This is a genomic window from Bradyrhizobium sp. 4 (genome assembly GCF_023100905.1).
In the GTDB taxonomy this organism is placed as follows: domain Bacteria; phylum Pseudomonadota; class Alphaproteobacteria; order Rhizobiales; family Xanthobacteraceae; genus Bradyrhizobium.
The window spans coordinates 2,810,074-2,833,081 of record NZ_CP064686.1 but is presented as its reverse complement, the minus strand read 5'-3'; the positions used below and the strand labels follow the sequence as shown (position 1 = coordinate 2,833,081).

23 protein-coding genes and 2 riboswitches are annotated in these 23,008 nt (G+C 67.0%); of the genes, 6 read left to right on the top strand and 17 right to left on the bottom strand.

The window, feature by feature from the left end; genetic code table 11:
• Positions 1–8: 8 nt before the first annotated feature.
• From cobF to cbiT, 7 genes are all read right to left on the bottom strand, one after another.
• On the bottom strand, positions 9–758 hold the full coding sequence (gene cobF / locus IVB45_RS12925; protein ID WP_247359742.1) for a precorrin-6A synthase (deacetylating): 750 nt from the start codon (positions 756–758) through the stop codon (positions 9–11).
• Between the two features lie 45 nt (positions 759–803).
• The gene (locus IVB45_RS12920) at positions 804–1,481 is read right to left on the bottom strand and encodes an energy-coupling factor ABC transporter permease (protein WP_247359743.1); all 678 of its coding nucleotides are present in this window, start codon (positions 1,479–1,481) and stop codon (positions 804–806) included.
• Positions 1,482–1,517: 36 nt separating this feature from the next.
• Positions 1,518–1,738: riboswitch (cobalamin riboswitch) on the bottom strand.
• Between the two features lie 45 nt (positions 1,739–1,783).
• Positions 1,784–2,515, bottom strand: coding sequence for a uroporphyrinogen-III C-methyltransferase (gene cobA / locus IVB45_RS12915; protein ID WP_247359744.1), 732 nt, complete (start codon positions 2,513–2,515; stop codon positions 1,784–1,786).
• On the bottom strand, positions 2,512–3,822 hold the full coding sequence (locus IVB45_RS12910) for a cobyrinate a,c-diamide synthase (RefSeq protein WP_247359745.1): 1,311 nt from the start codon (positions 3,820–3,822) through the stop codon (positions 2,512–2,514). Before IVB45_RS12910 ends, cobA begins: the two co-directional genes overlap by 4 nt.
• Positions 3,822–4,604: a precorrin-4 C(11)-methyltransferase gene (gene cobM / locus IVB45_RS12905; protein ID WP_247359746.1), complete on the bottom strand. Its 783-nt coding sequence runs from the start codon at positions 4,602–4,604 to the stop codon at positions 3,822–3,824. Before cobM ends, IVB45_RS12910 begins: the two co-directional genes overlap by 1 nt.
• On the bottom strand, positions 4,601–4,969 hold the full coding sequence (locus IVB45_RS12900) for a cobalamin biosynthesis protein (protein ID WP_247359747.1): 369 nt from the start codon (positions 4,967–4,969) through the stop codon (positions 4,601–4,603). Before IVB45_RS12900 ends, cobM begins: the two co-directional genes overlap by 4 nt.
• Complete coding sequence (gene cbiT / locus IVB45_RS12895) at positions 4,966–6,147, bottom strand: precorrin-6Y C5,15-methyltransferase (decarboxylating) subunit CbiT (RefSeq protein WP_247359748.1); 1,182 nt, start codon at positions 6,145–6,147, stop codon at positions 4,966–4,968. The genes IVB45_RS12900 and cbiT overlap by 4 nt, the downstream gene beginning before the upstream one ends.
• Between cbiT and IVB45_RS12890 the strand changes: the two genes are divergently transcribed.
• A complete protein-coding gene (locus IVB45_RS12890; protein ID WP_247359749.1) occupies positions 6,146–6,892 on the top strand; it encodes a cobalt-precorrin-6A reductase in 747 nt (248 codons plus the stop codon). The two genes, cbiT and IVB45_RS12890, sit on opposite strands and share 2 nt — an antisense overlap.
• On the opposite strand, the gene cobJ is transcribed toward IVB45_RS12890, so the two are convergent.
• From cobJ to IVB45_RS12855, 7 genes are read right to left on the bottom strand one after another with little or no spacing between them, the layout of a single operon-like run.
• Complete coding sequence (gene cobJ / locus IVB45_RS12885; protein ID WP_247359750.1) at positions 6,868–7,602, bottom strand: precorrin-3B C(17)-methyltransferase; 735 nt, start codon at positions 7,600–7,602, stop codon at positions 6,868–6,870. The genes IVB45_RS12890 and cobJ overlap by 25 nt on opposite strands.
• Positions 7,599–8,330, bottom strand: a complete 732-nt coding sequence (locus tag IVB45_RS12880; RefSeq protein WP_247289004.1) for a precorrin-2 C(20)-methyltransferase — start codon at positions 8,328–8,330, stop codon at positions 7,599–7,601. The genes cobJ and IVB45_RS12880 overlap by 4 nt, the downstream gene beginning before the upstream one ends.
• The gene (locus IVB45_RS12875; RefSeq protein WP_247359751.1) at positions 8,331–8,960 is read right to left on the bottom strand and encodes a precorrin-8X methylmutase; all 630 of its coding nucleotides are present in this window, start codon (positions 8,958–8,960) and stop codon (positions 8,331–8,333) included.
• Positions 8,960–10,123, bottom strand: a complete 1,164-nt coding sequence (cobG, locus tag IVB45_RS12870) for a precorrin-3B synthase (protein ID WP_247359752.1) — start codon at positions 10,121–10,123, stop codon at positions 8,960–8,962. The genes IVB45_RS12875 and cobG overlap by 1 nt, the downstream gene beginning before the upstream one ends.
• Positions 10,120–13,368 carry a cobaltochelatase subunit CobN gene (gene cobN, locus IVB45_RS12865; protein ID WP_247359753.1) on the bottom strand — a complete coding sequence of 1,083 codons (3,249 nt, stop codon included), beginning with the start codon at positions 13,366–13,368 and terminating at the stop codon, positions 10,120–10,122. The genes cobG and cobN overlap by 4 nt, the downstream gene beginning before the upstream one ends.
• Positions 13,368–14,402, bottom strand: a complete 1,035-nt coding sequence (cobW, locus tag IVB45_RS12860) for a cobalamin biosynthesis protein CobW (RefSeq protein WP_247359754.1) — start codon at positions 14,400–14,402, stop codon at positions 13,368–13,370. Before cobW ends, cobN begins: the two co-directional genes overlap by 1 nt.
• The gene (locus IVB45_RS12855) at positions 14,399–14,782 is read right to left on the bottom strand and encodes a DUF1636 domain-containing protein (protein ID WP_247359755.1); all 384 of its coding nucleotides are present in this window, start codon (positions 14,780–14,782) and stop codon (positions 14,399–14,401) included. Before IVB45_RS12855 ends, cobW begins: the two co-directional genes overlap by 4 nt.
• Before the next feature lie 94 nt (positions 14,783–14,876).
• Positions 14,877–15,095, bottom strand: a riboswitch (cobalamin riboswitch).
• A gap of 40 nt (positions 15,096–15,135) precedes the next feature.
• Here IVB45_RS12855 and cobO point away from each other — a divergent pair.
• Together cobO and IVB45_RS12845 are read left to right on the top strand one after the other, a co-directional pair.
• On the top strand, positions 15,136–15,771 hold the full coding sequence (gene cobO, locus IVB45_RS12850; RefSeq protein ID WP_247359756.1) for a cob(I)yrinic acid a,c-diamide adenosyltransferase: 636 nt from the start codon (positions 15,136–15,138) through the stop codon (positions 15,769–15,771).
• A 10-nt stretch (positions 15,772–15,781) separates the two neighbouring features.
• Entirely contained in the window at positions 15,782–17,230 is a 1,449-nt protein-coding gene (locus IVB45_RS12845; RefSeq protein WP_247359757.1) for a cobyric acid synthase, read from the top strand.
• On the opposite strand, the gene cobD is transcribed toward IVB45_RS12845, so the two are convergent.
• Together cobD and cbiB are read right to left on the bottom strand one after the other, a co-directional pair.
• Positions 17,219–18,181, bottom strand: a complete 963-nt coding sequence (cobD, locus tag IVB45_RS12840; RefSeq protein WP_247359758.1) for a threonine-phosphate decarboxylase CobD — start codon at positions 18,179–18,181, stop codon at positions 17,219–17,221. The two genes, IVB45_RS12845 and cobD, sit on opposite strands and share 12 nt — an antisense overlap.
• An 11-nt stretch (positions 18,182–18,192) precedes the next feature.
• Complete coding sequence (gene cbiB / locus IVB45_RS12835; RefSeq protein ID WP_247359759.1) at positions 18,193–19,134, bottom strand: adenosylcobinamide-phosphate synthase CbiB; 942 nt, start codon at positions 19,132–19,134, stop codon at positions 18,193–18,195.
• Between the two features lie 121 nt (positions 19,135–19,255).
• On the opposite strand from cbiB, the gene cobU reads away from it, so the two are divergent.
• From cobU to bluB, 3 genes are read left to right on the top strand one after another with little or no spacing between them, the layout of a single operon-like run.
• On the top strand, positions 19,256–19,759 hold the full coding sequence (gene cobU, locus IVB45_RS12830) for a bifunctional adenosylcobinamide kinase/adenosylcobinamide-phosphate guanylyltransferase (protein ID WP_247359760.1): 504 nt from the start codon (positions 19,256–19,258) through the stop codon (positions 19,757–19,759).
• Positions 19,756–20,538 carry an adenosylcobinamide-GDP ribazoletransferase gene (gene cobS / locus IVB45_RS12825; RefSeq protein ID WP_247359761.1) on the top strand — a complete coding sequence of 261 codons (783 nt, stop codon included), beginning with the start codon at positions 19,756–19,758 and terminating at the stop codon, positions 20,536–20,538. Before cobU ends, cobS begins: the two co-directional genes overlap by 4 nt.
• A 4-nt stretch (positions 20,539–20,542) precedes the next feature.
• Entirely contained in the window at positions 20,543–21,175 is a 633-nt protein-coding gene (gene bluB, locus IVB45_RS12820) for a 5,6-dimethylbenzimidazole synthase (RefSeq protein ID WP_247288979.1), read from the top strand.
• Between the two features lie 128 nt (positions 21,176–21,303).
• Here bluB and IVB45_RS12815 read toward each other — a convergent pair whose 3' ends face one another.
• Complete coding sequence (locus tag IVB45_RS12815; RefSeq protein ID WP_247359762.1) at positions 21,304–22,998, bottom strand: ShlB/FhaC/HecB family hemolysin secretion/activation protein; 1,695 nt, start codon at positions 22,996–22,998, stop codon at positions 21,304–21,306.
• Between the last annotated feature and the right edge of the window lie 10 nt (positions 22,999–23,008).

The window sequence follows — 23,008 nt, the reverse complement described above, 5'->3', positions numbered from 1 at the left end:
CGCTTGCCTCACAGCCTGCGCTTGAGGATGTAATTGTCCATGATCCAGCCGTGCCGTTCGCGCGCCTCTTGCCGCACCGCGACGATGCGCGGGCCGATCTCGGCCAGCGCGCCGGACATCACGATCTGATCGGGCATGCCGAGATAGGCCCCCCACCAGATGTGCAGGCCCGCCGGATCAAGCGACTGGAACGCCGTGCCGCCGTCGAGCATCACTACCACGGTATCGACATCTGCCGGCCAACCGCCATCGCGCAAGCGGCGTCCGGTCGTGACCAGAAACGGCTCGCCGATGTCGTTGAGCGGCATGGCATGCGCCGCGCACAGCGCCTGGATCGAGGTGATGCCGGAAACGACCTCGATCTTTGGCGAGGGATTGAGCCGCCGCGCAATGCGCAGCGAGGAGTCGTAAAGCGAGGGATCGCCCCAGATCAACAGCGCGACCTTGCCCTCGCCTTCGAGATGATCTGCGATCGTCTGTGACCAGGCCGCGGCGACGGCATCGTGCCAATCGTCCACGCCCTTGCGATAGTCCGCTTCCGCGGCGTCGCGGACGGGCAGATCGAACTCGGCGATGCGCGTCGTGTCACTGGTGAGCACATCGGCGCAGATCGTCCGCCTGAGATCGGCGAGGTCGGACTTGGCCGTTCCCTTGCGCGGGATCAGGACGAGATCGGCCGCGTTGATGGCAGTGATCGCGGCGCGCGTGAGCTGCTCGGGATCGCCGCAACCGATGCCTATCAGGGAGAGCGTGAGCATCGTAGCTGCGAAGGGCGGCCATAACGGCCGCCCATTCGCTTGTCTCTAGGCCGCGTTGTGCAAACGCGGAGTGACGAGGCCGGCCGCGGTGACGCCTCGCAGCGACTTCGCCAGCGCCAGCACGCCGAGATCGGCGAGCGGCTCGATCACGATAACGAGCGCATAGGACGCCGCGAAGGTCGCAATGTTGGCGAGGTTGGTCGCGCCGAAGCCGGAGCCATAAATCGCCCAGAACGCCACCCAGGCGATGACACCCGCCTGATAGGTCGTCGAAAGCGCCAGCGCCTGGCGGTACTTCAGATCGACATAGGCCGTGTTGCTCGAAATGATCCGCGTGGCGATCGCCTGGATCCCGAACAGCGGCACCAGCAGCGTGGTGACGTTCATGCCATATTGCGGCAGGTCGGGCGGCTCGAAGAAGATGCCTTGGAACAGCAGGCCGAACGCGAGGCCGAAGGCCGCAGGCGCAGCTCCAAACAGCAGGAACAAGGTCGAGCCGAGGATGAAGTGCACTTCGGAGACGCCGACCGGGAAGTGCGGCAGGATCTCAAAGAAGATAAACACGAGGCCGGTGGTGGCGAGCGTGCGCGCCGCGAACGACGTGATGCCCTGCTCGCGCACGGTCTCGACCGCGAGCTTCAAGGCAACGCCGCCAACGGCGATGCCAGTTGCGTAACTCAGCACGAGCTTGGCGTCCGAGACTAGTCCGGGTTCGATATGCATGGCTCAGATCCTTCTTGCCGTCACACCCGACGGCCTTGGCCTCAAAACGTGCACGGCCGGTCTCCTGGCTCGCGGTTCACTGGGAGTCTCCGGCCTTCCCGAGCCTTGCGGCCCAGTGGCTGATCGAAGTCCCTCACCGCTTACAGTCGCGGGGGCGGCTGGGGTTTTGGGCGCCGCAACTGGGTCCGCCCATCCCCATTCCCGATTATGCTCCGGCGCTTTGCGCCGCGTCGAGCACCATGCGTCTCCTGTGTGCCCCTTTCGCCAGCCGGGCGTCAAGGGGCGAAGGGCGGCCGAGACCGTCATGACGGATAATCCCCCGCCAGCGCGCCGAACAGGATGACGGCCGCCGTGGAGGCCGCCCCGCCCCGCGCAAGCTGCTCGGCAAGTTCCGAAATGGTGGTGCGGACCAGCCGCTCATCGGGACGGCCGAGCGATTCGGCAAACAACGCCGGCGTGGTTGGGGCAAGCCCGTGCTCGATCAATTTGACGACAAGCGCCGGAAACGTCCGCCGGCCCATATAGACCACGGTCGTCGCCTCCGGATCGGCCAGCGCCGCCCAATTGAGGTCTGGCGGCAGCTCGCCGGTGACGTCTGCCCCGGTCACGAACTGCACGCGGCGCGAGGTGTGACGCCGGGTCAGCGGAATGCCGGCTTGCGCGGCGGCGACACAGGCCGACGTGACGCCGGGAATGATCTCGTAGCCGATGCCCGCTTCACGCAGCGTCTCGAGCTCCTCCTCGAGCCGGCCAAAGATGCCGGCATCGCCCGACTTCAATCGCACCACGCGCGCGCCTGTCACGGCGTAGTCGACCAGCAGGCGGTTGACGTGGTGCTGCTTGGTCGAGGCCCGTCCCGCCCGCTTTCCCACCGCGACGAGATTGGCGCCGGGCCGGGCCAGATCAAGGATCGCGCCCGAAGCAAGATCGTCATAGAGCACGACGTCGGCCTCGCGCAGGCGCGCGGCACCCTTGAGCGTGAGCAGCTCGGGATCGCCGGGCCCGGCGGAGACAAAGGACACAAAACCGCTCACCGGTCCTCCGCGATCAGGTGGAAGAACGTGCCGGTGGCTTGTCCCCGCCGCGAGCCGGTCTCGGCGATGACGGCGCCTGTCGCGTCGTGCACGACCGCCAGCGGCGTATCGGGTTGCGCGACGATCGTCGAATAGTGGAATTCATGGCCACGCAGGCGTGCACCCGCCTGATGACCCGGCATCGGCGCGGCGAGCTCGGCCAGACGATAGCCCAGATGCATGCGGCGCTTGGCAAAACTCGTCTCCAGGCCGAGCAGGCCCGTCATCTCGTGGCGGATGCCGTCGGCATCGGTCAAAGCGGTGCCCAGCACCATATAGCCTCCGCATTCGCCATGCACCGGGCGCGTTTCCGCGAAGGCCCGCAATCCGCTGCGGAAGCGCGCATTGGCCGCGATCTTGCCGGCCTGCAGCTCGGGATAGCCGCCCGGCAGCCAACACACATCGGCGCTCGGATCAGGGCCCTCGTCCGCCAGTGGCGAGAATGTCGAGATCTCCGCACCCGCCGCGCGCCACGCTTCCAGCATATGCGGATAGACGAAGGAGAACGCGGCGTCACGGGCAAGCGCAATGCGCTGGCCGGGCGGCGTCACGTTCACGCCGCTTGCGGCAGGTTGCGGCGACCAGGTGGCAGCCGAACGCAGCACCGCGTCGAGATCGACATGCTCGGCAACGAAGCGTGCGGCCTCGTCGATCAGCTTGCCGATCTCCGCCTGCTCCTCGGCCTGGACCAGTCCGAGATGCCGCTTAGGCAGGCTGATCTCGGCATGGCGCGGCAACGCGCCGAACACGGCGATGCCGGCATCCAGCAGCGCGCGCCGCACGAGGGCGTCGTGGCGCGGGCTGGCAACGCGATTGAGCACGACGCCTGCAAGGCGCACACCGGGGCGGTAGTCGCGAAGGCCCGCGGCAATTGCGGCCGCCGTTTGTGCCTGGCCCGAAGGATCGATCACCAGCAGCACCGGCCAGTCCAGCATCTCTGCGATATCGGCGGTCGCTCCCGTGCCGCAGACGCCGCGCGCGGCAACGCCGTCGAACAGGCCCATCGAGCCTTCGGCCAGCACGACATCGGCGTCAATGCCGCGACTGACGAGATGCGAGATTGTCCCGCGATCCATCGCCCAGCTGTCGACGTTGACCGAGGCGCGTCCCGTAGCGGCGGCATGAAACGCGGGATCGATATAATCGGGGCCGCTCTTGAAGCACTGCACCCGCAATCCGCTGTTGCGCCAGGCGCGCGCGAGCGCCAGCGTCAGCGTGGTCTTGCCGACGCCGGAGGCCGGCGCGGAGATGACGAGCCCTGCTGCCATCACGACACCTCCGGAAAGCGCGGTTCGGCGCCCACCGGCCGATAGCGGCGGTCATAGTCAGCAGCATAGAGACGGCTCTCGGAGAAATCCGCCGAGCCCAGCGTCCTGCCGACCAGGATGAGCGCGGTGCGCTCCATCTCGCTGCCGACAGCCGCGTCGAGTGTTGCGAGCGTGGCGCGGACGATGCGCTGGTCGGGCCAGCTCGCGCGCCAGACGATCGCGACCGGACAATCCGCGCCGTAATGTGGCGTCAGTTCGGCGACGACCTTGTCGAGCAGATGGATCGATAAATGGATCGCGAGCACCGCGCCGGTAGCGGCGAAGGCGGCGAGCTTCTCGCCTTCGGGCATCGCGCTTGCGCGGCCCGGCGTGCGCGTCAGCACCACCGTCTGGGCAAGGCCGGGCAGCGTCAGCTCGGCCTCCAGCGCAGCCGCGGCGGCCGAGAAAGAGGGAACGCCGGGCGTGACCGTGTAGGGAATGCCGAGCGCGCGCAGGCGGCGGAGCTGCTCGCCCATCGCCGACCAGATCGAGAGATCGCCCGAGTGCAGCCGCGCAACGTCCTTGCCGCCGGCATGCGCGGCAGCGATCTCCGCGATGATCTCGTCGAGCGACATCGGCGCGGTGTTGACGATCCGCGCGCCGGACGGGCAATGCGCCAAGACGCCTTCGGAGACAAGCGAGCCGGCATAGAGACAGACAGGACAGGCGGCGATCAGATCTCGCCCGCGCAACGTCAGCAGGTCAGGAGCGCCCGGCCCTGCGCCAATGAAATGCACCGTCATGCGCCGTCTCCTTCCGCGATCGCCGCGGTCGCGGTGCGATCCTGCGAGACCACCCGCGTCGCGATCAATCGCGCGCCAGGACCAGCTGCCGCAAGCGCTGCCGCTTCGGCGACTGATCCCGTCCCGAACTTTTTCGCGATGAGGTTTGACTGCGTCGGCGTGTCGATGCCGGCCAACATTTCGGCGGCGACCGCCTTGATCGGCACGCCGCATTCGCGCGCGAGCTGCTTCAGCACCCCCGCGTCGGCCTTGTCGCTGACCGTCGCCACTGCTGCGAGGCCTTCGGGACCACCGGCCGCCAGAAGCGCCTCACGCAGCGAGGCCAGCGTGACATCCTTTTTGAATCCGAGCCCGGCGACCTTCATCGGACCGCGCTCCATTGCACCACGGGCCGCACCGCCTCCCAGGACCGGTAGCGGCCGAGGGAAGCGGCGTGCGCAATCTCCACGCGCATCAGTTCACCGCCGTGGCGCTGGTGCAGCTCACCCAGCAGCGCTTCCGTTTCCAACGTTACTGAATGCGCGACCAACCGCGTACCGGGCGAGAGCCGCGACCAGACCGCGTCGAACATCGCGATGTCGAGACCGCCGCCGATGAACACGGCGTCAGGTGCGTCCAGGTCAGCAAGGACTTCAGGCGCCTTTCCCGTGATGACTGTGATCCGATGTGCCAACCCGAACGCCGCTGCATTGCTGCGAATGTTGGCGGCGCGATCCTCGCGCGCCTCGACGGCGATCGCGGTGCCGCCGCACAGCGTCCACTCGACCGAGATCGAACCCGAGCCCGCGCCAATGTCCCACAGCCGTTCACCGGGACGCGGCGCCAACGCCGAGAGCGCGAGCGCACGGATCGGACGCTTGGTGATCTGGCCGTCATGGACGAAGAGTTCGTCCGATAGTCCCGATCTGCGGGGAAGGCCCTGCGCTCCTCTCGCCTCCACCGCCACCGTCACCAGGCTCCCGGCAAGATCGCCTGCAAAACCGTCGGCGCGATGCTCGTTGATGATTTCGCGCGGCCCGCCAAGCGCGGTGAGTGTCCAGAATGTCGAGGCACCCCATCCGCGCGCCGTCAGCCACTTCGCGAGATCGCCTGCCGCCTTCGCGTCGCGCACGAGGCAAATGATGCGTGCGCCTCGCGCCAGATGCGGCACGAGACGCTCGAATGGCGCGGCGTGGAGACCGAGGCACGCCACGGACTCAAGGCGCCAGCCTAGTCGCGCCGTGGCGAGCGAGAAGGTCGACGGCGCGGAATGCGCAATCCACTCGCCCGCGTCCAGCTTCTTGGCGAGGCTCGCGCCGGCGCCGTACCAGAACGGATCGCCGGAGGCGAGCACCGCTGTGGGGCGGCCGCGGCAGCTCAGCACGACATCTGCATCGAACGGCACCGGCCATGGACGGCCGCGCCCGGTCACGCCGGCAAGCGCAAGATGCCGTTCACCGCCGAAGACAGTTTCGGCATCATCGAGCGCCTTTCGGCTTGCCTCGGACAGCCCGGCAAGGCCATCTTCGCCGATACCGATGATGGTCAGCCAGGGATCAGCCATGACGCGCGCCCTCATTCTGGGCGGAACGGCCGACGCGAGCCTGCTCGCGGCGGAGATCGCGCGCGCCGGCATTGACGCTGTGTATTCCTATGGCGGCCGCACCCGCGCGCCCGCCGGTCAGCCGTTGCCGACGCGTATCGGCGGTTTTGGCGGCGTCGGCGGTCTTGCCGATTACATTCGTCGGGAAGAGATCACGCACGTGATCGACTCGACCCATCCCTTTGCCGCCAAGATGAGCCGCAATGCGGTCGCGGCATGCGCGGAAACCGGGACGCCGCTGATCGCTCTGGAGCGGGCGCCCTGGACCAAAGCGCCCGGCGACAACTGGATCGAAATACCTGATGTCAACGCCGCGGTCGCCGCACTCCCCGAGGCGGCGGCAAATGTGTTCCTCGCGATCGGCCGCCAGCACATCGCACCGTTCGCGACCAGGCCGCAGCACGCCTACACGTTGAGATTCGTCGATCCGCCCGATGTGCCCCTGCCCTTTGCCGCGGACGTGATCGTGTCGCGTGGGCCATTCACGCTTGAGGGCGAGCTGGAGATGATGCGCAAACGCAGCATCACCCGGATCGTCGCCCGCAATTCGGGCGGCGACGGCGCGCGCGCCAAGATCGACGCTGCGCGGGTACTCGGCCTGCCGGTGATCATGATCGCACGACCGCAACTGCCGGAAAGATTGCGGGTCGAGGGCGTGGCCGAGATCATGCAATGGCTCGGTCATCGCACCTGCCTCGGCGCATAGACCCAGCGGCCGACGCGGCGTGTCTGCGAGTTGCCCACGATCACCAGCGTGCGCATGTCGGCCATTTCAGGTGTCGCTGCGTTCAGCCTGACGGTCTCGATCTTTTCATCGGCGGCGCTGATCGCGCGCGCGAAGATCACGAGCCGTTCGCCGCAGCCGGCCTCGTTCAGCACTGCGAGCGCACGGCCAAATCCCTCCGGCCGGCTCGCCGAGCGCGGATTATACATCGCAATGGCAAAGTCGGCTTCCGCGGCGAGCCGCAGGCGCTTCTCGATCACCGCCCACGGCTTGAGATTGTCGGAGAGGTTGATCGCACAGAAATCATGGCCGAGCGGCGCGCCGGCGCGCGCGGCAGCCGCCAGCATCGCAGTGACGCCGGGCAGCACACGAATCGGCAGCTCCCGCCATTGCGGCGCCTGTTCGAGCGCCTCGAACACGGCAGAAGCCATTGCGAAGACGCCGGGATCGCCCGAGGACACGATGACGACTTGCCCGCCTTCGGCCGTGAGCCGCAATGCCTCGCTTGCACGCTGCAGCTCTTCGCGATTGTCGGAAGGATGCAAAGTGAGCCCTGCCCGCGCTGGCACGCGCGCGACATAGGGCGCGTAGCCCAGAATGTCGGTCGCGGCGGCAAGCGCGGCGGAGACCTCGGGCGTCACCAGCGCATCGCTGCCCGGCCCGAGGCCCGCGATGGTCAGCGTGCCCGTCATTCGGCGGCGTCCGGATGCCGGCCCTTGCCGTGCACGAGCACGATCGCGAAATAGGGGCAGTCGGCGGCATCGATCTCCGCGAGCCGCACCACGCGCTCGCCCGGCATGGTGCCGCGCTCGACCAGCCAGGCGTCATCCAGCCGTCCGGCGGCAGCGAGCGCGCGGCGGACCTTTGCCAGATTGCGCCCGGTCTTCATGATCACGAGCGCATCGGAATCGCGCATGCGGCGCTCGAGCTCGGCCTCGGCGAGCGTGCCCATGAGCACCGTCGTCACGTCATCACCGAGCGCGATCGGCTGTCCCACGCCATTCCAGCAGCCGACCATGCCGGGAATGCCGGCGATCACCTCGATCTCGACACGGCCTTGCAGGCGCGTGTGCAGATGCATGAAGGAGCCGTAGAAGTAAGGATCGCCCTCGCAGAGCACGACGACGTCGACCGCACGCGCCAGCCGGGCCAGACGTTCCGCCCATTCGTCGTGGAAGCCGGCAAGCAGCTGGACATATTCAGGCGTGTCGAAGGCGATTTCCGTGGTGACCGGATATTCCATCGGATATTCGGTGACGTCGGCCGCCAACATGCCCTCGACGATGCGGCGCGCCTGGCCGGGCCGGCCCTTCTTGCGGAAATAGGCGACATGCTTTGCGCCGCGCACCGTGCGATCGGCGCGCACGCTCATCAAATCGGGATCACCGGGGCCGAGACCGCAGCAGATGATGCGTCCCATCTATTCGCTCCGGCTCGCCAGCGCGTTCACGGCGGCGACCGTGATCGCGGAGCCGCCGAGGCGGCCCTCGACCGTCAGCGCGGCGACGCTCGGATCGGCCATCAGCGCAGCCTTGGATTCGGCTGCGCCGACAAAGCCGACGGGACAGCCGATGATCGCCGCGGGCCGCGGGCAGCTCCGGTCCTCCAGCATGTTGAGGAGATGAAACAACGCGGTCGGCGCATTGCCGATCGCCACGACCGCGCCGTCGAGATGCGGCCGCCACAGCTCCAGGGCCGCAGCCGAACGGGTGTTGCGCATGGACTGCGCGAGCGCGGGAACGGTCTCGTCGCCCAGCGTGCAGATGACGGCGTTGGCGGCGGGAAGCCGCGCGCGCGTAATTCCTTCGGAGACCATGCGCGCGTCGCACAGGATCGGTGCGCCCTTCTGCAACGCCGCGCGGGCGGCGACCGCCATGCCTGATGTGAAGCGGATATGCGCTTCGAGGCCGACCATGCCGGCGGCATGGATCATCCGCACCACCACCTGCTCCTCGTCCGGCGTGAAGCGCGCAAGATCGGCTTCGGCCCGGATGGTCGCAAAGGACTGCCGGTAGATCGCCGCGCCGTCGGTCTCGTAAATGTGCGGCATCAGTGCCCTCCCATCAAGATGGAGGGATCTCTGACGATGTCGTCGCGGTTCAGCCCGCGCAGGATGGGCTCATCGCGTGTCGACCCGGCGCGCACGAGATCGAAGCCTGCGCCGGTCGCGACCAGAGTGATGGCGGCCGGACCGGAATGGGCGCAGCCCTTGGCACAGCCGGAGACGTGGAGCCGTGCGGCCGCGCCGATGTTCGGCGCCAGCGCCGCGGCAAGGCCGCGGGTATCGGCATGCGCCTCGCGACAGCGTGGCGCACCGCTGCAGGCGATGACGCGCAGCGCAGGGTCGTAGGCCTCGGTGATGAGACCGGTCGCGCTCGGCATCGCGCGCTTGCCCTCGCTCAAAACCATCCGCCATGGCGTCATGCGCAGCGCATGTCCGCAACCGGCGAACTGGTTGAGCGTCGCATGCGCCATCTGCCCGAAGGCGACGCCGACCATCGCACCTTGCGCATAGAGGCCGGGACGCGCCGCCGCCATGATCGGCGCCGGCTCGGCCTCGCCGCGCAATGCCTCCGGCAGGATTGCGCCAGTGGCAAGATGCGCCGCCATCCGCCCTCGCCCGCCTCTGGCGCCGCCTGAGATCACGAACCAGTCGGCGAATGCGAGCGCGGTGGTCACGGCCTCGCCACGCGCGACGGAGCGGCCGAGTTTGTCGCCATCAGCCCGGACCAGCAGTGCGCCGGAATGATCGCGCTCGATCCGCACGTCCGCGGAATCGCCCGCAAGCACGCGTGAGGTGCCGTCGTCGATGGCGAAGCCGAACTTGGTTGGAAGTTCGAGCGAGCTATCGGCGAGCGCCTCCTCGAGCTCGGCGGCGAGCGATTGGGTCGCGTCGCGGGCACGCCAGAACGGCGTCACAAGGATGTTGCGACGGGATTCGGTGTCAGCGTCCGGATCGAGCAGCGCCAGTTGGGCAAGGCCCTCGAGCAGCAGCCTGTGGCTGGTCTCGTTGACGCCCCTGATCTGGAGATTGGCCCGGCTGGTCACGTCGACCAGGCCGTTGCCATGGCGCTCGGCAAGATGGGCCAGTCCGGAGATCTGGGCCGCGTCGAGCCGTCCGCCGAACGGACGCACGCGGACCACGAGCCCGTCGCCCGATTGCATCGGGCGCAGGGCGCCGGGACACCAGCCCTTGACCACGGAAGCGCTCATGACGCCTCCCGCAGCGCAGCCGCGATCGAATTGCGGCGCGTTCGCCAGAGCGAGGCTTCATGCAGGCGCGTGAAACACGTCTCCATCGCCGCGAGTGCCGCCGGATTTTCGCGGGCCATGAAGGCCCGGACCTCGTCATGTCCGAGCGTCGCATCGTAGTAGAGGTCGAACAGATGCGGTGGCACGGCGCCGGCCAGATGCGCGAAGGCGGCCATATGCTCGAGCGTTGCGGTGATCTCGGCCGCCCCGCGAAAACCGTGGCGCATCATGCCGGCGATCCAGGCCGGATTGGCCGCGCGCGCGCGGACGACACGGGAGATTTCCTCGGTCAGCGTACGCGCATGCGGCTGCTCGGGGCGCGTCGCATCGAGATGATAGAGCGATGGCCCTGCCGCACCGAGATGTGCCGCGGCGGCCGCAATGCCGGCCTCATGCGCGGCATAGTCGGCCGCGAGCAGAAGATCGGTTTCCGGCAAATCCTGCACGTGAACAAAAACATCGGCGGATGCGAGCCGCTTCTCGATACCGGCACGATCGAGCCTGATCTCGCCATCGGCGGAGAACGCCCACGACGATGCCGACAGCCACGCTTCGCCGGCGGCTTCGCGCGTCTCGGGCGTGAAGGCGTCCGGGATCGCCGAGAGGCCCACGCCGTATTGTCCGGGACGCGGCGCGAACACGCGCGATGTGCGGTGCCGATATGGATTTTCGTCGCCCTCGTCCTCGCGGGCCGACAGCGCCTCGGCTGCCGCCTCGAACAATTGCGCAAGGCCTGAGAAGACATCGCGAAACAGGCCCGAGACACGCAGCGTGACGTCGATGCGGGGCCGGTCAAGCTCGGCAGGCGCGATGATGTCGTAGCCGGTCACACGGCCGGAAGCGTGATCCCAGCGCGGTGCGAGGCCGGCCAGATGCAGCGCCATGGCAAACTCCTCGCCCGCGGTGCGCATCGTCGCCGAGCCCCAGAGGTCGACGACAAGTCCCTTTGGCCAGTCGCCATGATCCTGCAGATGACGACGTAGCAATTCTTCGGCGAGCTTGATGCCTTGCGCATGCGCCGACGGCGTAGGTACCGCGCGCGGATCGACGGCGAAAAGGTTGCGTCCCGTGGGCAGCACGTCCTGCCGGCCGCGATAGGGTGAGCCTGACGGCCCCGGCGCGACGCGCTGTCCTGCAAGCGCGGCCCGCAAAGCGTCGCGCTCCGCGTCCCCGCAGGCACCGCGGCCGAATACGTGGAGGCCGTCGCCGAACTGGCTTTCCTTGAGATCGCAGACGAAACGGTCGATCCGCGGGATCGCTTCGGCGGGCGCGGCCGTTGCATCGAGGCCAAGATCGTCTTCGAGGCCTGCCGCGCGTGCCTCGTCGCGGATCGCGGCGATCAGACGCTGGCGGCGGACGGGATCGAGGCCATCGGCGGTCGAGTATTCGTCGAGGAGCTGTTCGAGCCTGCGCAACCCGTCCGGCACCGCTGATGCTGCGAGCTGCGGCGGCAGATGGCCGATCGTGATGGCGCCCAGGCGCCGCTTGGCCTGCGCGGCCTCGCCGGGATCGTTGACGATGAAGGGATAGATCACGGGCAGATCGCCAATCAGGGCTTCCGGCCAGCACGCCTGCGACAGCGCCACGGATTTTCCAGGCAGCCATTCCAGCGTGCCGTGGGCGCCCATGTGCACGACGGCATCACAGCCCTGCTCGCGCATCCAGAGATAGAACGCGACATAAGCGTGGCGCGGCGTGCGCGCGAGATCGTGATAGTCGGCATCGCGCGTTGCCGCATCGCCGCGCTCCGGCTGAACCGCGATGATCGACCGGCCGCATGGAATCGCGGCGAAACGGAATGCGCCGTCGCGGCAACCGGGATCGGTCTCCGGCGCGCCCCAGGCTTGCGCGAGATCATCCTGCAACACTTGCGGAAGGCGCGAGAGCGTAGCGCGGTAATCGGCAACGCTCCAGCTCAAGGTCCGCTCGAGCAGCGTCTCGCCGAGCGCATGGACCGGGTCGAGATCGAAGCCGGCCTCCGCGAGGTCGGATACCAGGGCTTCGACCGAGGCCAGCGCATCGAGACCGACCGCATGCGCGATCTGATGCGGGCGGCCCGGATAGTTCGAGAGCACGAGTGCCATCCGCTTTTCGGCGGCCGGCTTCTCCGCAAGGCGACGCCAGGCCGCAACGCGCGCGGCCACGGCCTTCACGCGCTCCTCGTCCGGCCTGTGTGCCAGATGCGAAAATTGCAAATCGGGATCGCGCATCGCTGCCGATTTGAAGCTCACCACGCCCGCAAACAGGCGGCCGTCGACCTCGGGCAGCACCACATGCATCGCGAGGTCGCCGGGCGACAGGCCGCGGAGCGAACTCGCCCAATCCTCGCGGCGTGCCGTGGAGAGTGCGACCTGGAACACCGGGCAGGATGCGGCATCGAACGGCGTCGTGCCGTCGTCGCCCATCGCCGAGAACGCCGTCGCATTGACGATCGCGGCAGGAGGATTTTGCGCAAGATGCACCCGCAACCAATCCGCGACCCCCGCGGCTTTCAGCGAGGTGACGAACACACCATGCGCGTCGAACCCCTTCTCGCGCAATGCGGCGATCAGGGCATCGACCGGGCCAGTGTCGGCAGCGGTGAGATAGGAGCGATAGAAGGTCACGAGCGCACGCGGCCTGCCCTCACCCAACGCCGGCGCGGCAATGACACCGCGCGCCGGATCGTAAAAGCCCATCTCGGGCACGGCCGTCTCGCCGATCACGGGGCCGGCATAGAGGCCCGAAGCCAGCGCAAGCTGCGCGATCGCGGCTTGCGATGCGACGGGGCCGCCGGTGTCGCAGAGCACCTTGAGCCGCCGCAGCGTCGAGACCGGCAGGGTGGAATACGCATCCAGACGCGTGTCGTCGCGGCCGTCGGCCGGCAGCACCGCCAGCACGATGCCGCGCTCCTTCGCCAGTTGCTGCAGGGCCCCGAGCCCATACGACCAGTAGGATTCCCCGCCGATCAGGCGGACGAGGATGCCGCGCGCCTGCGCAAGCGTGCGCTCGATATAGGTGTCGACCGAGAGCGGATGACGGAGTTCTGCGAGATTGACGAGCCGTAGCGAGGGCAGGCTGTCGCGGCCACGGCGCCAGCCGGCCGCGAATGTGGCAAGATCGGAATCCGAATACGAGAGCACCACGAGATCGGCCGGGTCCTGGCCGATGTCCCTTGGTATCGCGGTCTCCTCGAGACCGCGGCTCTCGCGGAAGACGACGTGCATCAGATACCGAGTCCCGCCTTGATCGCGGCTTCATCAATGTTTCCGTGCTCGCCGATCACGACCAGCTTTGACCGCCTCGCACCCGCGCCCCAGGGCTTGTCGAACTGGTGCCGCACGCGCTCGCCGACCGCTTGCAGCAAGAGACGCATCGGCTTGCCCTCTACCGCGATGTAACCCTTGACGCGCAGCACATTCTGCTCGCGCGCCAGACGATGAACCGATGCAACCAGCGCGTCGATGTCGGTGACTTCAGGAAGATCGATCACGACGGACGCAAAATCGTCGTGCTCGTGATCCTCTTCGCCGTCGTGATGCGAGGGACGCGCGGCGAGATCGTTCTCGGCGGCAGCGCCGAGGCCGAGGATGACGCGCGCGTCGATCGCGCCGTCGGTAATCGCCAGCATCGGCACGCGGCGCGACATCTCGGCGGTGATCGCCGCTTTGGCTGCTTCGAGCCCTGCCGCACCCGCAAGATCGGCCTTGGTCAGCAGCACGATGTCGGCGCAGGCGATCTGGTCCTCGAACACTTCCGACAGCGGCGTCTCATGGTCGAGATTGCCGTCCGCCGCGCGCTGCGCCTCGACCGCAATTGGGTCGGGCGCGAAGCGGCCAGCGGCGACAGCTTCGGCGTCGGCCAGCGCGATCACGCCGTCGACCGTAATGCGCGAACGGATCTCCGGCCAGTCGAATGCCTTGAGCAGCGGCTTGGGCAGCGCCAGGCCCGAGGTCTCGATCAGGATATGATCGGGCCGCACCGGCCGCGACAGCAGCTTCTCCATGGTCGGAATGAAATCTTCCGCGACGGTGCAGCAGATGCAGCCATTGGCGAGCTCGATGATGTTCTCTTCCGGGCAATTCGCATCGGCGCAGGATTTCAGAATCTCGCCATCGACACCCTCGCTGCCGAACTCGTTGACGAGCACCGCGAGCTTCTTGCCGTTAGCGTTGGCAAGCAGGTGCTGGATCAGCGTGGTCTTGCCGGAGCCGAGAAAGCCCGTGACGACCGTGACGGGGACTTTTGCAAGCGAATTCATTCGGCGGCCTCCGGCACGACGGCCAAGGGGAGAATGGGGGGAATGCGGGCAAGCGATTGCTTGCGGAAGATCTCCGGGCGGCTGCGCCAGGGCACGAGGCCATCGGGTGCGGCCACATAGGCCGCGGCGCCCGCGACCACGTCGCTCGCATGCGCATCCGAGAGGCGACCATAGACATAGGACCAGCGGCCGGGTGCGCTGAGCGCGACCGAGCAACCCTGGTTGCATGCAGATAGGCATTCGACCGGAACCACGCTGACGCCATCGGGCACGCCGGCCTCGAGGATCGCACCATGCAGGCGCTTGCCGGGCGTCGTCTCGCCCTCGCCAAGCGTCTGGCCGGCGCGGCAGGTGATGCAGACATGAAGTGTGACGGTCATCGCTTCTTCCAGAATAAACAGCGGGAAGCGAAGAGGCCCACGAACCGTTCTTGCGAAGGCCCGTTTCCCCGTCGCGGAACACCCCGTCCGCCGGTCCAAAATCGTCCACGCTGGCAGGTCTCCCGGCTTCCGGAGCAGGGTTTCCCCTTCGATCCCCGCCTTCCCGATCCCCAAGGGATCAGTGGCTTCGGGCATCTCTCCGGTCACGGTCGCGGGGGCGGCTGCATTTTGGAACCAAATCTTGCCGATTCGGACCCTATCGCATTCCCTCTTCGCCTGTCGTAGGACAGGAACCAACGCGGGGCCACCATTTGCCCCCCACCGCCTCTTGTCAAGCCGAAGGACCCCGTCCGATGACGTCAGAACCGGATACCCAGACGGGCGACCAAACCGACGCCCGTCACGCCTCGAAAATGGCGAAGAAGAAGGTCGCCCGCGACAAGATCATGGCGACCAAGAGCGGCGAAAAGGGCCTCATCATCGTCCACACCGGCGCTGGCAAGGGCAAGTCCTCCTCGGCTTTCGGCATGATCGTCCGCTGCGTCGCCCATGGCTTCCCCTGCGCGGTCGTGCAGTTCATCAAGGGTGCCTGGGATACCGGCGAGCGCCGCATGCTCACCGGCCATTTCGGCGACCTCTGCCAATTCCACGCCATGGGCGAAGGCTTTACCTGGGAGACGCAGGACCGCACCCGCGACATCGCCGCCGCGCGCGCCGGCTGGGAGAAGGCCAAGGAGCTGATCCTCGACCAGAATCTCCGCATGATCGTGCTCGACGAGATCAACATCGCGCTGCGCTACGACTATCTCGACATCGCCGAAGTCGTCGATTTCCTGACGACGCAAAAGCCGCCGATGACGCATGTCGTGCTCACCGGCCGCAACGCCAAGGACGAACTGATCGAGATCGCCGATCTCGTCACCGAGATGACGCTGGTCAAGCATCCCTTCCGCTCAGGCATCAAGGCGCAAGCCGGCGTCGAGTTCTGAGAAGCTCGCGATGGCGCGCGCATTGATGATTCAGGGGGCCGGCTCGGACGTGGGCAAGTCGCTCATCGTCGCCGGCCTCGCGCGCGCCTTTGTGCGACGCGGCCTGCGCGTGGTCCCGTTCAAGCCGCAGAACATGTCGAACAATGCTGCCGTCACCGTCGACGGCGGCGAGATCGGCCGCGCCCAGGCGCTCCAGGCGCTCGCCGCCGGCGTCGAGCCGCACACCGACATGAACCCGGTGCTGCTCAAGCCCGAGACGGATGTCGGCGCGCAGGTGATCGTGCAGGGAAAACGCATCGCGACCGCGCGTGCGCGTGAATATGCGGCGATGAAACCGTCATTGATGGGCGCTGTGCTGGAGAGCTTCGAGCGGCTGAAGGCGCGCGCCGATCTCGTGCTGGTGGAAGGCGCCGGCAGTCCGGCCGAGGTGAACCTGCGCAACGCCGACATCGCCAATATGGGTTTTGCGCGCAAGGCCGATGTGCCGGTCGTGTTGGTCGGCGACATCGACCGCGGCGGTGTCATCGCACAACTCGTCGGCATCAAGGCGGTGATCGACCCGGATGATGCCGCGATGATCCAGGGATTTGTCATCAACAAGTTCCGCGGCGATCCCACGCTGTTCGACGACGGCTATAAGCTGATCGAAGAAAAGACCGCATGGCGCGGCTTTGGCGTGCTGCCCTGGTTCGCGCGCGCCGGCGAGCTGCCGGCCGAGGATGCGCTGGGCCTGAGCGATGCGCGCAAGCCGGGCCAATGCAAGATCGCCTGTCTCGCGCTGTCGCGGATTGCCAATTTCGACGATCTCGATCCGCTCAAGCTCGAGCCTGGCGTCGATCTCGTGATGGTGCGGCCGGGCGAGGCCATTCCCGGCGACGTCAGGCTCGTCATCATCCCCGGCTCGAAATCCACCCGCGGCGATCTCGCCTTTCTGCGCGCGCAAGGCTGGGACATCGATCTTCTGGCGCATCACCGCAGAGGCGGCCAATTGCTCGGCCTCTGCGGCGGCTACCAGATGCTGGGACGCAGCGTCACCGATCCCGATGGAATCGAGGGCCCCGCCGGCGACACTCCGGGTCTCGGGCTTCTGGATGTGGAAACGGTGATGAGCTCGGAGAAGACGCTGACGCGCGTTGCGGCCGTGCACGCCGCGACAGATCAGCCGATTCAGGCTTATGAAATCCACATCGGTCGCACCGATGGTCCGGATCGCGCGCGGCCATTCGCAAAGCTGAACGGCGACCCGGAGGGCGCGATCTCGCGCGACGGACGCGTGCAGGGCAGCTATCTGCATGGCCTGTTCACGTCCGATGAGTTCCGCAAGGCGTTTTTGGCGAAGCTCGACATTCCCGCCGGCGACGAGCCCTATCACGCCAGGGTCGAGAGCGCGCTCGATGCCCTTGCCGATCACATCGAAGGCCATCTCGACGTCGAAGGCCTGCTCGCGCTAGCGCGCTAGAGCCTCGGCCAGGCGCGTCCATTCGGGTTCGCCGCCCGGAAGCCCGAGGCGTAGCCATGTCGGCTCTCGCGCGAACACGCGCGACCAGATATGGCGACGCGCCAGCTTCTCCTGCGCGGCAATCGCGTCAGGCGTCGCGTAGAGACGAAACAGCTGCGTCCTGCCAATGACCGTCCAGCCTTGCGACTGCACCATACCGTCGAGGCGACCGCAGTCTCGCGCGAGCCGCGCGGACGTGACCTCGGCCCAGGCATCGTCACGCAGAGCGCGGCAACCGATCGCGATTGCCGCTCCCGAGACCGGCCAAGGTCCCGACATCGCCGCAAGCTTGGCGATGTCGGACGAATTGCCGAGCGCGAAGCCGAGCCGCAGGCCGGCAAGGCCGTAAAACTTTCCGAAGGAGCGCAGGATCAGCAGCCCCGGCCGGTCCTCGGATGCAAGCGATAGCTGCGGGGCCGCATCGGCAAAACTCTCGTCGACGACAAGACGGCCGGTGCGCGGCAGCAGGGCCAGCAAATCCTTTGGCGTATGACATCGGCCGTCGGGATTGTTGGGATTGACGACAATGGCGAGGTCGGCGCCGACCAGCGCGTCGAGCTCCCGGACCTCCTGGACCTCCCAGCCCGCGGCCGAGAGGACCCCGGCATATTCGTTGTAGGTCGGCGCGAGGATGCGCGCGCGGCCGGCCGGTGCGAGTTGCGGCAGCAATTGAATTGCGGCCTGTGCGCCGCCAAGCGCGACAACCGCCGCGCTCGTGCGGTAAGCGTGCCGCGCCGCCCGATGCAGAGCCTCGATCTCGGCGCGCGACGGCAACGCGCTCCACGCGCGCGAACTCACCTCGCCAACGGGATAAGGCAGACGGTTGATCCCGGTCGACAGATCGATCCAGTCCTCCGCGCGACCGCCGAAGCGCTGCTGGGCCTGATCGAGATTTCCACCGTGCTCGCGCATGTGCTCTTCTTTCACGCGAAGGCCAGGATCGCAAGGAGGCCGGCGAGCAGCAGCATGGCGCGGCGGTAAACCGTCAATCCCCGATCGATGTCGGCGGCAAGCGGATCGCGCGCACCTTCATTCAACCAGGGCTCGTTCGTGGTGCTGCCGTGATAGATCCGCGGACCGCTGAGCCGCACGCCGAGCGCACCCGCCATGGCTGCTTCCGGCCAGCCGGCATTGGGCGAACGGTGACGGCGTGCATCCCGCGTCATGCACGACAGCGCCTCTGATCGCTGTGGGGCCAACAGCACGAACAAGAATCCGGTCAGCCGCGCCGGAAAGAAATTGGCGACATCGTCGATGCGCGCTGCGGCCCAGCCGAAGGCTTCGTGGCGTTTGGAGCGATGGCCGATCATGGAGTCCAGAGTGTTAATCGCCTTGTAGCCCAAAATGCCGGGCAGGCCGAACAGCGCGCCCCAGAACACGGGCGCGACAATGCCGTCGGATGCATTCTCGGCGAGGCTCTCGATCGCCGCGCGCGCGATGCCGGCCTCGTCGAGCGTCAGGGGATCGCGACCGACGATGCGCGAGACCGCGTCGCGCGCGGCGGCGATGTCACCGGCCCGCATGGGATTCGCGACGGCAGCAACGTGGTCGTGCAGCGAACGCAAGGCGGCCAGCGGCCAAGCCAGGACGCCGACCAGCACGATCTGGATCCAGCCCAGGGGAAGCAGAGACTGAAGTGCCCAGCCGAGCGCGACGGAGAGCGCGATCACCACGAGCGCACCGGCGAGACCAGCGGCACGGCGAAATGCCGGCGGATCAGACGGTCGATTCCAGGCGGTGTCGATGGCAGAAATCAGCCAGCCCAGCCAGGTGACGGGATGGCCGATCCGCGCGAACAACCACGACGGCCAGCCCAACAGGGCATCCACCGCCATCGCAACCGCCATCGCACCCGCAAAACCCACACCCGTCTCCTGTCCCGCCCCTGTTGCGCAAAGCGAAGGCCGAACGCAAGCCCCTGACCGCCTGATTTCGGCTTTGTCTTTGGCCGCGTTTGGTGATTAGTCAGGCCGACAGGAGACCGTTATGGCCGTCATCTTGATCACCGGCGGAGCGCGATCGGGCAAGAGCGCCCATGCGGAAAAGCGCGCACGCAGCTTTCCGGGCCGACCCGTCTACATCGCGACGGCCGAGGCGCTCGACGCGGAAATGGAAGCACGCATCGAAAAGCATCGCAGACGCCGCTCAACCGATTGGATCGAGCGGGAGGTACCGCTTGATCTTCTGCAGGCGCTGATCGAAACCGATGGCGGCGGCCCTAGGCTGGTGGACTGCCTGACCCTGTGGCTCTCCAACATGATGCATGCGCAGCGCAACTGGGATCACGAAGTCATGAAGCTCGCCGTCTTCCTGCGCGCCCAGAAGAGCCCCGTCGTCTTCGTCACCAACGAAGTCGGCCTCGGCATCGTCCCCGACAATGCGCTGGCGCGGAGCTTCCGAGACGCCGCCGGGTTCATGAACCAGGCCATCGCGGCCGTTGCCGACGAGGCCGAGTTCGTCGTCGCCGGCCTGCCGATGAAGCTGAAATGATGCCGCGCGACCAACTTTTGCGATTCGTCATCGGCGATCTCAGGATCGCGGCATCGTTCGTGACGATCCTTCCCGTCGCCTCGTCGGAGCCAGCCGGCGATGGGGCCATCGCGCGCGCGACCTGGGCGCTTCCCGTTGCGGGGCTGGCGGTCGGGCTTACCGGCGCTTTGGTTTATGCGATCGCCAGCCGGTTCGGTCTGACATCGAGCCTCGCCGCCCTGCTCGCGCTGGCCGCGACCGCCCTCGTCACCGGCGCGCTGCACGAGGACGGCCTTGCGGATACTGCCGACGGGCTCGGCGGCGGCCGCACGCGCGAACGCAAGCTCGAGATCATGCGCGACAGCCGGATCGGCACCTATGGCGTCTGCGCGCTGATCCTGTCGTTCGGCCTGCGCTGGAGCGCGCTCGCGGCGATCGCCAATCCGTGGGCCGTCGCGCTCGCGCTGTGCGCTGCGCATACAGCGGCCCGCGCGGGCTTGCCGGCGTTCATGTCGCAGGTCGCGCCTGCACGACCTGACGGCCTGTCGGCGAGCGCCGGATCACCGCCGGGCCGCAGCGTTGCGATCGCATTCGCTGTTGGAACCCTCGCGCTCGTGCTCGCGCTTGGGCCGGGCAAGGCGCTGGTGAGCCTGATCCTGCTCTCTCTCGCCGGCCTGATGCTGGCGCGACTTGCCATCCGCCAGATCGGCGGGCAGACCGGCGACATCCTCGGCGCGTTCGAGCAGGCCGGCGAGATCCTGATCCTGCTGGTTGCCGCAGCTTTCCAGATCGGAGGGTGATGCGATGGTCGAATTCGACGACACCTTCCGCCAGCACTTGCGCGAGCTGTTCGTGTGGCGCCGCGACGTTCGCCGCTTTCGCGCCGATCCGTTGCCTGACGGCGCCGTCGATCGCCTGATCGAGACGGCCTGTCTCTCGCCTTCGGTCGGCCTCAGCCAGCCCTGGCGCTTCGTCATCGTTGACGACGCCGCACGGCGTCGCGCCGTGATCGACGACTTCAAAGCGTGCAACGCCGACGCGTTGAATGCCTATGCCGGTGAGCGCGCCGCGCGCTATGCGACGCTGAAACTGTCGGGTCTCGAACAGGCCCCCGGCCACCTCGCCGTGTTCGCGGACAAGGCCAGCGACATCGGTCACGGCCTCGGCCGCGCGACAATGCCGGAGACGACGGAATATTCCGTGGTCGCGGCGATCACCGCGATGTGGCTCGCCGCGCGCGCCGAGGGCATCGGGCTTGGCTGGGTATCGATCCTCCATCCAGATCGCATCCACGCTAGTCTCGACGTCCCGGACACCTGGAAGTTCATCGCCTATCTCTGCATCGGCTATCCGGAGGTCGAATGCGACCGGCCCGAGCTGGAACAGGCGAAGTGGGAGCAGCGGCGCGGCGCGGAAGAATTTACGTTGCGGCGTTAATCAGACCGCCTCGCAGTCCATCGCCTGTCGTTGCGAGCGCAGCGAAGCAATCCAGAATCTTGCCGCCGAATCAGTCTGGATTGCTTCGTCGCAAGAGCTCCTCGCAAAGACGACGGAGAGAGCTTCAGCTACGACTTGCTCCTGCCGGCCACTGCCGCGACAGGCGCAGTGCTTTCCTGCTTCTGGAACATCAACAACGGCCGGAAGATGACACGGCCATAGGCCTCGTAATGGTTCTGGGTCGAGACCGCCATCTTCAGCGGCGTCGCGTAATTCGCCTCGAACGTCATGAACGAGGCGTAGGTCCAGGAGAAGCCGATGCCGACCGAGCCCAACTCGGTGATCCCGGGGAAGGTCGAATACACCGCACCCCAGTCGGTGAAGATGTAGGTGTCGAAACCCCTGAGCCATTGCGACCAATTGTAGTGCAGCTCGGCGTTGAAATAATAGCCGCTGTCGCCGGACGCCGAGTTGGAGGGATAACCGCGCACGGTGGTGGGACCGCCGATCGAGAAGATCTGGTCGCCCGGCAGCAGCTTTTCCTGTGTGTACTGCCAGCTCGCCAGCACGTTGGTGCTGAAATTCGCCGGCCCTGCGGCGCTGGTCGCGAACATCGAGCCGGTATAGGTGTTGAACGTGCGATTATTGCCGAGCACGTGGTCTTGCCACGTGATGTAGTTCACCGCCGGCGAGACCGTGATCGAATAGGTGTTGCCGGAATTGGTCACCGAGAGACCCGCCGTGGCCTTGTCGTAGTGATCCTGAGTCACGGCGACCGTGGCGAAGCGGCTGACCGTCTTGCCCTCGGTCTCCGCGGCGTTGAGCAGCACCAGCCAGTTCTGCGTCACCCAGACCGGCTGGCTGAAATTGACCGCGGCCTGGCTCGAGCGTCCGGTGACGTCGAGCGCGACGAACGGTCCCTGGATGATCTTGATCTTGCCTTCGGTATAGCTGACGCCGGCGCGGCCGCCCCAGGGATTGACCGGGATGCTGTAGGCGACGTTGCCGTTGAGGTTACCGTCGGAACGGACGCCGTAGAAGGTCAGGCGGTCGTCGACGCCGAACAGGCCGTGGCGCTTGTAGAAGGCCCCACCCTCCCAACGCCCGGTGTTTTCCGCGCCCTGGTTGTCGGTGAAGAGCTGCAAGGTGTCGACCGGAGGCTCGATCACGGCGAACTGGAGATCGGTCAGGCCGAAGCTCGTGCCGGGCTGCAGCAGCGCCTTGATCTGCACGTCGTTGGTTCGGTTGAACCAGATCACGTCGCGGTTGAGTTTGGGAACGTCGAGGACCTCGCCTTCGGGCTCCTTCACGCGCTGAAGGATGTACTCGGTGCGGGTCTGTTTGTTGCCCTCGATGGTCGTCTTCTGCAGCCGGCCTTCGGTCAGCTTGACGCGGACGATGCCGCCCTTGGCATCCTGCTCGGGCAGCGTCGCGATGCCCGTGACGATGCCGCGCTCGGTATAGATGGCGTTGATGTCGGCGACGAGCTGCAGCAGCGAGGCGATGTCGACGTTCTTGCCGACATACTTCTTCGCGATCTCGTCGAGCTCGGCCGACGTGATGAACTTGGAGGCGTCGAATTCAACCTTGCGCAGGCGAAATTTCGGCCCGCCCGGCTTCAGGAGCTGGGACTTCTCCCGCTCGCCGCCAATCACCGCCGGCCCGTTGAGCTTGGGCGGCGCGCTCTGCTGTTCGAGCTGCCGGCGTTGCCGGTCGACGTCGTTCTGGATCACGCCGGGATTGATCGACGGAATCTGCGCCCGCGCGGGGGCGATGCACGACGCTGCCAGCCCAATCCCTAACGCTGCCCCCCAAATCCGCATCCCGAATCCC

Excerpts from the sequence above, each read along its gene's own strand:
- cobF (WP_247359742.1), bottom strand. The coding sequence starts at position 758 with ATGCTCACGCTCTCCCTGATAGGCATCGGTTGCGGCGATCCCGAGCAG.
- IVB45_RS12920 (WP_247359743.1), bottom strand. The coding sequence starts at position 1,481 with ATGCATATCGAACCCGGACTAGTCTCGGACGCCAAGCTCGTGCTGAGT.
- IVB45_RS12910 (WP_247359745.1), bottom strand. The coding sequence starts at position 3,822 with ATGGCAGCAGGGCTCGTCATCTCCGCGCCGGCCTCCGGCGTCGGCAAG.
- cobM (WP_247359746.1), bottom strand. The coding sequence starts at position 4,604 with ATGACGGTGCATTTCATTGGCGCAGGGCCGGGCGCTCCTGACCTGCTG.
- IVB45_RS12900 (WP_247359747.1), bottom strand. The coding sequence starts at position 4,969 with ATGAAGGTCGCCGGGCTCGGATTCAAAAAGGATGTCACGCTGGCCTCG.
- IVB45_RS12890 (WP_247359749.1), top strand. The coding sequence starts at position 6,146 with ATGACGCGCGCCCTCATTCTGGGCGGAACGGCCGACGCGAGCCTGCTC.
- cbiT (WP_247359748.1), bottom strand. The coding sequence starts at position 6,147 with ATGGCTGATCCCTGGCTGACCATCATCGGTATCGGCGAAGATGGCCTT.
- cobJ (WP_247359750.1), bottom strand. The coding sequence starts at position 7,602 with ATGACGGGCACGCTGACCATCGCGGGCCTCGGGCCGGGCAGCGATGCG.
- IVB45_RS12880 (WP_247289004.1), bottom strand. The coding sequence starts at position 8,330 with ATGGGACGCATCATCTGCTGCGGTCTCGGCCCCGGTGATCCCGATTTG.
- IVB45_RS12875 (WP_247359751.1), bottom strand. The coding sequence starts at position 8,960 with ATGCCGCACATTTACGAGACCGACGGCGCGGCGATCTACCGGCAGTCC.
- cobG (WP_247359752.1), bottom strand. The coding sequence starts at position 10,123 with ATGAGCGCTTCCGTGGTCAAGGGCTGGTGTCCCGGCGCCCTGCGCCCG.
- cobN (WP_247359753.1), bottom strand. The coding sequence starts at position 13,368 with ATGCACGTCGTCTTCCGCGAGAGCCGCGGTCTCGAGGAGACCGCGATA.
- cobW (WP_247359754.1), bottom strand. The coding sequence starts at position 14,402 with ATGAATTCGCTTGCAAAAGTCCCCGTCACGGTCGTCACGGGCTTTCTC.
- IVB45_RS12855 (WP_247359755.1), bottom strand. The coding sequence starts at position 14,782 with ATGACCGTCACACTTCATGTCTGCATCACCTGCCGCGCCGGCCAGACG.
- cobO (WP_247359756.1), top strand. The coding sequence starts at position 15,136 with ATGACGTCAGAACCGGATACCCAGACGGGCGACCAAACCGACGCCCGT.
- IVB45_RS12845 (WP_247359757.1), top strand. The coding sequence starts at position 15,782 with ATGGCGCGCGCATTGATGATTCAGGGGGCCGGCTCGGACGTGGGCAAG.
- cobD (WP_247359758.1), bottom strand. The coding sequence starts at position 18,181 with ATGCGCGAGCACGGTGGAAATCTCGATCAGGCCCAGCAGCGCTTCGGC.
- cobU (WP_247359760.1), top strand. The coding sequence starts at position 19,256 with ATGGCCGTCATCTTGATCACCGGCGGAGCGCGATCGGGCAAGAGCGCC.
- cobS (WP_247359761.1), top strand. The coding sequence starts at position 19,756 with ATGATGCCGCGCGACCAACTTTTGCGATTCGTCATCGGCGATCTCAGG.
- bluB (WP_247288979.1), top strand. The coding sequence starts at position 20,543 with ATGGTCGAATTCGACGACACCTTCCGCCAGCACTTGCGCGAGCTGTTC.
- IVB45_RS12815 (WP_247359762.1), bottom strand. The coding sequence starts at position 22,998 with ATGCGGATTTGGGGGGCAGCGTTAGGGATTGGGCTGGCAGCGTCGTGC.